Source organism: Flintibacter hominis (genome assembly GCF_014287965.1).
In the GTDB taxonomy this organism is placed as follows: Bacteria; Bacillota; Clostridia; order Oscillospirales; family Oscillospiraceae; genus Lawsonibacter; species Lawsonibacter aceti.
Genome location: NZ_JACOPO010000017.1, coordinates 1 through 9,143, shown reverse-complemented (window position 1 = coordinate 9,143; position 9,143 = coordinate 1). Strand labels below are relative to the sequence as shown.

At 58.5% G+C, this 9,143-nt stretch carries 7 protein-coding genes and 2 pseudogenes; all 9 read right to left on the bottom strand.

From position 1 onward, the window contains the following. Positions 1 to 116: 116 nt before the first annotated feature. Positions 117 to 1,535 (bottom strand): annotated as a pseudogene (locus tag H8S11_RS13505) (DNA topoisomerase); the annotation flags it as partial. Then, positions 1,532 to 2,263, bottom strand: coding sequence for a DUF4366 domain-containing protein (locus H8S11_RS13500; RefSeq protein ID WP_186853505.1), 732 nt, complete (start codon positions 2,261 to 2,263; stop codon positions 1,532 to 1,534). The pseudogene H8S11_RS13505 and the gene H8S11_RS13500, both read right to left, overlap by 4 nt. After that, positions 2,253 to 2,531 (bottom strand): DUF4315 family protein, encoded by a 279-nt coding sequence (locus H8S11_RS13495; protein ID WP_186853504.1) that lies wholly within the window; start codon positions 2,529 to 2,531, stop codon positions 2,253 to 2,255. Before H8S11_RS13495 ends, H8S11_RS13500 begins: the two co-directional genes overlap by 11 nt. Further along, positions 2,518 to 3,258, bottom strand: coding sequence for a phosphoadenosine phosphosulfate reductase family protein (locus tag H8S11_RS13490; protein WP_186853508.1), 741 nt, complete (start codon positions 3,256 to 3,258; stop codon positions 2,518 to 2,520). The genes H8S11_RS13495 and H8S11_RS13490 overlap by 14 nt, the downstream gene beginning before the upstream one ends. A 15-nt stretch (positions 3,259 to 3,273) precedes the next feature. Continuing rightward, complete coding sequence (locus H8S11_RS13485) at positions 3,274 to 5,163, bottom strand: C40 family peptidase (RefSeq protein WP_243201068.1); 1,890 nt, start codon at positions 5,161 to 5,163, stop codon at positions 3,274 to 3,276. Continuing rightward, positions 5,160 to 6,182, bottom strand: coding sequence for a DNA cytosine methyltransferase (locus tag H8S11_RS13480; protein ID WP_117515657.1), 1,023 nt, complete (start codon positions 6,180 to 6,182; stop codon positions 5,160 to 5,162). The genes H8S11_RS13485 and H8S11_RS13480 overlap by 4 nt, the downstream gene beginning before the upstream one ends. Next, positions 6,175 to 6,795: a hypothetical protein gene (locus H8S11_RS13475; RefSeq protein ID WP_059004496.1), complete on the bottom strand. Its 621-nt coding sequence runs from the start codon at positions 6,793 to 6,795 to the stop codon at positions 6,175 to 6,177. The genes H8S11_RS13480 and H8S11_RS13475 overlap by 8 nt, the downstream gene beginning before the upstream one ends. A gap of 4 nt (positions 6,796 to 6,799) precedes the next feature. Further along, on the bottom strand, positions 6,800 to 7,561 hold the full coding sequence (locus H8S11_RS13470) for a BRO family protein (RefSeq protein WP_117515655.1): 762 nt from the start codon (positions 7,559 to 7,561) through the stop codon (positions 6,800 to 6,802). Further along, positions 7,554 to 9,065 (bottom strand): annotated as a pseudogene (locus tag H8S11_RS13465) (VirB4-like conjugal transfer ATPase, CD1110 family); the annotation flags it as partial. The gene H8S11_RS13470 and the pseudogene H8S11_RS13465, both read right to left, overlap by 8 nt. Between the last annotated feature and the right edge of the window lie 78 nt (positions 9,066 to 9,143).

The window sequence follows — 9,143 nt, the reverse complement described above, 5'->3', positions numbered from 1 at the left end:
TCGCGGCTCAAACGCTCGTATAATGCGGTTATCTTGCCCTTGTCAGTTTTCCTTGCTTTCATAAAAGTTTCTCCTTTCTATGGGCGATTTCTTATCCCCCTTTCATAGCATATAACTTCCGTGTAGGGCTTGGGGGGCGAAGTGAAGTGCTCGGTGACGGAGGCGGAGACCGGCTCAAAGACCTGCCCCTCGGTCAAGGCGGGAAGAACACCCTCGGCATCTTCATCCTCCGGCTTCTCCTTCAGGGAGGAACGGAACACCTCCTGGATGGCGCGCCAGCCCTGGGAAAGCACCTGCTTTCCTTTTGCCGTGAAGGTATGTCCGCCGCAATCAAAGGTGGCCGTGACCGCCTCATACACGAAAGGCTCCGCCGCCGCACACAGCAGCTTGCAGCAGACCAGCAGAAGGATATTGCGCTCACCCACAGGCAGCCCCGGAACGTTCGCTTTCTCCAGTTCCAGCGTCGGCAGGATCGCGTGATGGTCAGATACCTCCTTGTCGTTCACCAGCGCCAGAACATCGGGGAAAAACTCCGGGCAGGCATCGAAGGGCGTCACCCGTGCTGCCAGATGCAGAACCACGGAGGCGGTCTCCGCCATGTCGCCGGTCAGATACCGGCTGTCCGTGCGGGGATAGGTCAGCAGCTTCTTTTCATAGAGCGATTGGGCGTAGTCCAGGGTTTGCTTGGCCGTGTAACCGAACACCCGGTTCGCCTCCCGCTGCAAGGTGGTCAGGTCGTACAGTTTGGGCGGGTTCTCCGTCTTTTTCTCCCGCACCAGGGATACACACACGGCCCGCTGCCCGTCACAGGCATCCCGGATGGCCTGGGCGTCCTCCGGGGAAACAATGCGGTCGCTGACCGCCTCGGCCCCCTCCAGCGCCAGCCGCACATAATGGTATTTCTCCTTGCGGAACAGGACGATCTTACTGTCCCGGTCGGCCAGCATCGCCAGGGTGGGCGTCTGCACCCGCCCAATATTTAACGTTCGATGATACAACACCGAAAAGAGCCGTGAGGCATTGATACCAATAAGCCAGTCCGCCTTTTGGCGGCAAAGCGCCGATTGATACAGCGGGTCATAGTCCGCGCCGGGGTGCAGGTCGGCAAAGCCCTCCCGGATTGCCGCATCCTCCATCGAAGAAATCCAGAGACGGGAGAAAGGCTTGGAACATCCGGCAGCCTCATAGACCAGCCGGAAGATCAGCTCGCCCTCGCGTCCCGCGTCGCAGGCGTTGACCAGTTCCGTCACATCGGGGCGCTCCATCAGGGAACGGAGAATGTGGAACTGGTCAGCCTTTTCCTCGGACACCACATAGTGGAAGGGGGCGGGCAGGATGGGAAGGTCCTCATACCGCCACTTCTTGTAGCGGTCATCGTAGGCGGCCGCGTCCGCCAGCCCCACCAGATGCCCGATGCACCAGGAAATGAGCCAGCCGCCGCCCTCAAAATAGACATCGGCCCTGGATGTGACACCCAGGGCCGATGCGATACTCTTTGCTACACTCGGTTTTTCACAGATCACCAATTTGCTCAATTCTGGTCCTCCTGTTCTCCCTGTTCAGGAACATCCTCGTTTTCGTATTCCTCGTCCTCGAACTCATAGTCGTCCGGGTCGGCGCTGACCTTTGCGCCCTGTTTTGGCTTGATGAACTTGATGTAGGCGAAGGCTCCGCCGCCGCCCAGCGCCGCCAGCAGCAGGATCAGCACCAGGGCGCCGCCGCTGCCGGACTCTTTCTCCGGCTCTGGTTCGGGCTCTGGCTCCACCTCCGGCGCTTTTCCGGCGCACTCGCTCATATTCACCGCGCAGACCGGACAGGCGGTATTCACCGCACCGGCCTGACATTTCTCGGCGCAGGTACAAGCAGCTGGCTTTTCCTCCGTCTGCCCATCTTCCATCAGCGCCATCAGGTCGGCTTCGTCCACCTGGTTCAAGAAGTGAACGGCGGTCTCCTTGTCCTCGTTGGCCCGGTCGATCAGGATGTAAAAATAGTTGCCCGCTTTCGTAATCACGGTAATAAGCTGCTTGTCACCGTAATAATCGTCCACCAGCGTGGCGTTGCCCTCCGGGGTAAGGGGCTGGCCCTCCGGCTCCATGCCCCCGGTGGCAGGTTCCTCGGTGGGTTCCGGCGTCGTCTCGGCGGACTCCCCGATGTAGTAGTCGCCATCTCCGCCGCCCGCAAAGGCGGTGACGGAGAAAGCGGTCATGCACAGTACAACCGCCAGAATCGCCGTAAACAGCCGGATCACTTTCTTATTCTTCATGGTCACTGTCCTCCATATCGTCGTCGGGGTCCGACGCTGCCTCCGCCTCCATCATCCCGTCGGGCAGGGTGATAAGGCCGCTGGCGTAAGCCTTCAGGAAGGCGGTCAGTTCCTTGTTATCCATCCGCACCGCCTTGACCATACGGACGATCTCCAGGTTTTCTTCCTCGGTGAGCTGCGCCTCCAGCTCCCGAAGGCGCTTCTGCTGGGCGAAGATCTTCTCCTTCGTTTTTTCAATGTCTTTGCGGATTTTCTCAACCGTTGCCATGTGTGCAAAACTCCTTTCCAAATCGTTCTCTCCAGGAATAGTTCCGCCCCAGGCCCTTGACCGTTTTCAGGTTTTTCCGGGCGTTGTCCTCCAGCGCCAGGGCGCGGCGGAACAAATCGGGATGCTGCTCCCGCAGGGCGGTGATCTCGTCGGGTTTCATACTGGGGCAGAAAAAACAGGACGATTTTCCCGGCTGGGGCAGCCCTGCCGCCTCGATCTGCTGGATGCAATTGTCCCTCGTCCATCCCCATTCCATCAGGGGATACCACTTGCTGTATTTTCGGTCGGCCAGGTCGCCCAGCAGAACCTTGTCGCTGCGGTAGCCCTCGCCCGCATCGTAGCCGATGAATTTGACCACCCGTTTGCCCGCCGCCCACGCCTTTTGACACGGCGGGTAATGGTTGCAGAACTTTTCTTGCGGCCCGATCTTGTGTTTCAGGGAACACCGCTTGAAGCCGTAGGCGATAGACGGAAGGCTGCAACTTTGCAGACATTCATCCTCCAGCGTCAGCCGTTTCCCGTCACGGGTGGTCTTATACACTCTGGTAATGGGCGGCATCCCGTGGTCCTTCAGCCAGGAATCCATCACATCCAGATAGGCGTAGGTGTGGGGATGCTCTGCCCCCGTATCCGCAAAGAGGATCAGGTCCACCGGGATACGGTGCTGGTGCAGCCCGATCAGAAGGGCGGTGCTGTTGGCGCCGCCCCCATAGGAAACCATATTGATACTTCATCACCTCCATCAGTTGTACGGCGGTCTGCCGTATGCGTAGAAATGGGATTGCCAGTAGCTTGTGTTCAGGTTGGAATACTGGATGGGGTCGCCGCAATGCAGCATCATCCCGTCGCCCACATAGATTCCCACATGGGACACGCCGCTGGTATCATAGGTGCCCACGAAAAACACCAAATCGCCGGGCTGGGGGTCGGATACTGGGGTGGAAATGTTGTAGAGCCCCTGAGCGCCCAGCCGCCCGGTATTGCACAGGCCGCTGTTGGTCAACACATAGCTGACGAAGCCGCTGCAATCAAAAGAGGTGCTGGGGCCGCTGCCGCCCCATACATAGGGATACCCTAAATACTTCTCCGCCTCGGTGATAAGGGTGTTGAACCGCTCGTCCGTCAGGTATTCAGCGGGAATCTCCCAGGCGGCAGGTGGGTTGTCGATGTACTTGTTCACATACCCGGAGGACGGGAACAGGTCGGGGCGGTTGCCCAGAGTGGACATATAGGTGGCATACAAGGAAAGCTGTTCCTCGCCCATCATATAGACCGGCACATGGGAGAGGTCGAAGTTCTCCAGCGTGACGGTGCAGATGGTCCAGGTATAGGGCACCCGAACCGTATAGGTGTTGCCCTCGCTGTCCGTCCTTGTTTCCGTCCGATAGCGGGTCTCCGTGGTCACGGTTTCGGTGAGGATGTATTGCTTGTCAAAGAGGGTTTGAAGGTCGCCCTGTACCTGGTCAATGGTGAACACCCCTTCATGGAGTGCCGACAGAATGGAGATCAGCACATAGGGGTCGTGCTCAATCTCGTCCAGATCAAAGTGATACTCGTCATAGTCGTGGGTGGCCTCGTAGGTATCCAGATACTCCCGCAATTCATCCTCTTTGGCGCAGTAGGCTTCTTCCGCCGCCAGCATGTCGGCATCCTCGGAGAGATAGGAGGACGCCATAATGTTGGACACCCCGCCGCCGAACATGGAGGAACAGGATTGCAGGGAGCCCAGCAGCATTACCAGCAGAAGACCGATGCCGCCCACGATCAACGCGCCCTTCCAATGCCGTTTCAGGAAAAGGGCGGTGCGCTTGGACTCCTGGGCGGTTTTCTTGGCCGCCTTTGCCGTGGTCTCCGCTGTTTTCCCGGCCTGGGCGGTCTTGCCCGCCGCCCGGTATGCCGCCGCATATTGCTTTTGCAGCTTCCGTTTCTGCCACAGGCGGGAGATGGGATTGGATGCAAGCTGGGGGTTCTCCGCCACGGCTTTCCGATAGTAGAAATCCGCATTGGCCTTGACCGCCGCCTGCTCCGCCTTTGCCGCGTCCCGCCAGGGTTTCAGCTTGCGTTCCGCCCGCCAGTTCTGGACACGGCGGTTTCCGTAGCCCACAGCCTTCTCAAAGCTACGTTCCCCCAGGTGGCCCGACTGGACGCCGGAATTTTCCTGCTCCACCTCTCGGACCTTGCCGTGGATGGCTGCGCCTGCCTCCTGGATGGGGCGGGACAGCGGATTGGCATGTTGGGGGGATGGCAGTTTGGATGGAACAGCGGTCTTTGCCGCGTCCAGCCGGTCCGCCGCCTTGTCCGACTTGCGGATGGCCCCTTGCAGCTCCGGCTTGGCCTGGTCCGCCTCGGAAAACTGCAATCGGGAGGATGGACGGCCCGCTGCCGCCTCGCCCTCCCGATAGGTTCTGCGCTGTTTCCGGCGCTTCTTCTTGGCTGCTGCCTGTTCCCGGTGCAGTTCCACACGATCCACTACTTTCCCAGCGGCACCCGCCGTGTCGCCGGAGGCGGAATGGTCCTGCTCCGGCGTCCGGTCAGAGGGATAGGTCGTCTCGCCCGTAACCAGATTGACGGATACTGCCCCGTCACGGGTCATCTTCTGCGCCTCCTTTTCGGGGGCTTTCCATTCTTTCAAGGTGCGTCACCTCCTGTTCCATAGGGGCAGATGTCGGCACACGCCCCGGTTTCGATCATGGCGATGTACTGGAAAATGGGATAGGCCTGGGGCGGGCAGACCGCGTTCCCCAGGGTTTTCAGCCGCAGCGCCCGGTTGTCCGTGTCCTCGGTCATGCGGGGGACTCCTTCGGGCTCGGCACGCCAAAGGATGCGTCCGTCCATTTCGGGGGGAATCCCATGAGCCATTCCACCCAGTCCGGGTTCAGCGCCGCTTTCTCGGAAAGGGGCTGCTCCTGCCGGATCACCTGAGCCGACAGGTTGGAGGACGGGGATTTGTCCCGGAAGGCCGCCGGTTTCAGGGTGGAACGGTAGCCCTCCGATGCTGCCGGGGTCAGATAGAACACCGCCGCCGACAGGGACAGGCTCCAGATCGACCCGTCCTTGTTCCGCTTGCGGAATATCCCATTGTCCGACAGGAACACATCCAGGCTGGCAGCATCCCGCCCCGTGGATTTGTCGGAGGCAAGGGGTGTGGGAAACATCAGCCGCGACGATAAAAGTTCGCTGGCGCTCATGCCATGCGCCGACGCCGCAAGCCGGAAATACGAATGGGAGAACAGCGTATCCCGCTTTTGCCAGGTCAAAAATCGTTTTGTCGAGCCCCATATTGATGAAGCCAGCAACATTTTCCCCAAGCACCCAACGGGGCCGCAGTTCGGCAATAACGCGGCACATCTCCGGCCACAGGTAGCGTTCATCCGCAAAGCCCCGCCGTTTTCCTGCGGTGGAGAAAGGCTGGCACGGGAATCCGCCGGAGAGGATGGTAATGGTTTCAAGTCCTGTTTTTTCAAAAAACGCCTCCTTCGTGAATGTGGTGATGTCGCGGAACTTCGGCACATCCGGCCAATGTTTTTGCAGGATGGAATAGGGATAGTCCGCCCACTCGCATTGACAGACCGTTTCAAAGCCCGCCGCCTCCGCCGCAAGGTCCAGCCCGCCGATGCCGGAAAACAGGCTGACATGGGTGAGCTTATTCATGGCTGATCTGCTCCCCAGGGATCAGCTCCGCCCGGAACCGCTTGATGACCGCCGCCTCCAATTCATCCTGACAAAAGTTGCTGTCAGCGGAAAGACCCAGCTTGCGGCGCAGCCTGTTCAGCGTCTTTTCATAGTTCCCGTATTTCTTTTGCAGTCGGAGAAAATCTTTCTCGTTCTGTGCCTGCGACAGACACTTGGCGATGCTGTACCAGGTTACCAGGAACATGTGCAGTTCGCTCACCAGCAGCCGGAATCCGCTGCCGGGGATCAGATAGTGTTCCTCCTGGCGGCCGCCGCCCGGTTCGGGTTCGTCGTCCTCACACTCCACATAGAAGGCGTCCAGCTCGCACAGCTCCCGCGCCTTCATCCCGGCAAGGTCCGCCTTGTCGCCGAACACCAGGTAACGGCCGGGAATGTTCCAGGCGTCAAACTTGTCATCGGCGATCTGGCCGTACCGCTTCGCCGCCGCAATGAACGCCTCCACATCCTCCCGGTCCTTGATTTTTCCGGCAAGGAAGGCAAGCTGATGAAGCAGCCCGTAGAGATGCACTTCCTCGTCGATATGTGCCTCATAGGTCTTTTCCTCGATGACATACAGCTTTTCCTGTTCCATATCCTTATCCCATCCTTTCCTTCCATTCCAGCCGCATTTGCCCATCATCCAGCAGCAGACGGATCACATTTTTGCCCTGGGGCGTAATCAAGGTCTGCTGTCCAAAATGCCCATATTTCCAGAAGTCCTTCACACGGAATAATCCGTTATTGGAGGGCTTGGCATAGGGCAGAAGGTATCCGGCCGGGCAGCGGTACAGAAATCCCGCGTCCATCAGGAAACGGCAAAACGCACGCTCCCCGATTTGCAGTTCTTTCGCCGTGGCTCGGATATTGGTGCAGTTTTCTTCATGGACAAAGGCGTCATAAAAATCTGCTTTCGGCCGCAGCCGTTCCACCTCGCCGGAGAGCTGCCGGTTTTTCTCATGCTCGGCAAGAAGCTGGTCGGCAAAAGCCAGCAATATTTCCGGTTTTTCCGCCGCCTGCTCCAGAAGGGAGGCAGTCATGTACCCGCCCGTCTTGCGGATCATGGGGAGAACTTCGTCAAACACCCATTTTTCAAAGCGTTCCGCACCAGGCAGCCGACTATGAACGATCAGGCGGTACACATCACCCTCCGGGATGAATGTCAATTCCTGTACGCCTCCTTCTGTAAGGGCGCCCCGTTTCAGGGCCCCCTTACAATGCGTATTGATGGCGTTCCTCGGTTTTGCATATCCCAGGGCTTTCGCAACATCAAATCCGCAAAACAGATAATTGCCGTTTTCTTCGATCACTCGGATGCTGCCAAATTCGCGGTTATTGAAAACCGCCATCTTGTTATCCATTCTGGTCCTCCTTTTCGTCGTCCACAGTTTCGTGTGCAACCTCGCTGGGCTTGGTGGTGAGCAATTTATAGAGCTCGGTGTCTTTCGGGAAGTCATCCGCAAAGGGCAGGATGACATTGTTGAAGAACAGCAGCCCGTGGCCCGGCTCGGAGTTGGTCACATAGGCAAGCTGCTCCGATGAAATGTTCAGCCGCTCCGCCAGTATCTTCCGGTCTCCCGCCGCCTGGTTGAGCATATAGATGAAGTCGCTGTTTTCCAGGATGTTTTCGATCTCCGGGGAGGAAAGCAGGTCTTTGGGGTTCTGGGTCGCCCCGGTAGGGATACCGCCCCATTTTCTGAACCGTTTCCAAATCTCGGCGCTGTATGCGGCGGTCTGTTCCTCCTTCAGCAAAAGGTGGAACTCGTCCACGAAATACCAGGTGGAGCGCCCGATAGCCCGGTTGATGGTAACGGTGTTCCACACCGCATCCTGAACAATGAGCATCCCCGGCTTTTTCAGGTTCTTGCCCAGGCCCTTGATGTCAAAGCAGACAAGGCGGTTGGAGATGTCCACGGTGGTACGGTGGTTGAAGAAGTTCAGCGAACCGTTCACATAGAGGTCCAGCGCCTGGGCCACTCGGTCGGCCTCCGGGATGTGCTGGGACAGAAGGGCGTTCATCAGGTCGCCCAGAATGGGCATATTCTCTGGCCGGGGATCGGCAAAGTAGGGCTGGTAGATCATCTGTACCGCCCGGTCAATGACGGTTTTCTCGATGGCCTCCAGCCCCGTCTTGCTGCCCATGATGAGCTCGCAGAAGGATAAGACGAAATCACTTTTCAGCGCCAGCGGGTTTTCTTCCTCGGAGTAGTTGAGGTTGATGTCCAGAGGGTTCACATAGTCGGTGCTGGACGGGGACAGCCGGATCACCTGACCGCCCAATCGCTTCACCAGGGGCGAATACTCGTCCTCCGGGTCGCAGATGATGACATTATCCTGGGTCATCAGCATGATAAAGGTGATCTCCCGCTTGCAGCTCATGGATTTGCCGCTGCCGGGGGTGCCGAACACAAGACCGTTGGGACAGCGGGATTGCTTGCGGTCCAGCAGGATCATGTTATTGGAAAGGGCGTTGAGCCCGTAGTACATGGCGTCGCCGCCCATGAACACCTCCTGGGTGACGAAGGGGACGAACACCGCCAGGGCCGAAGTGGTCAGGCTCCGTTCTATCTTGATGCGGTTGAGCCCCAGGGGAAGGCTGCTCATAAGCCCGTCCTCCTGCTGGAAGTCCAGCCGGGTCAGAAGGCAGTTATAGGTCTGGGCGACGCTGGCCGCCTGGGATACGGCGATCTCCAGCTTTTGACGGGTCTCCGCCGTGTGCAGCACCAGGAAGGTCATGTTGAACATTCTCTCGTTGCGGGATTGCAGGTCGGTGAGCAGGTCCTTTGCCGCGCCGCCGTATGTAGAGAGGTCCGAAGGAAGGATGTATAGTGATAGGTAATTCTTTGAAGTTATCTCCGAATTTTCCCCCACTCCGCACCGTGCGTGCGAGTTTCCCCGCACACGGCGCTCCAACAAAATTTAGTTTGCTTTAACTACTATTTC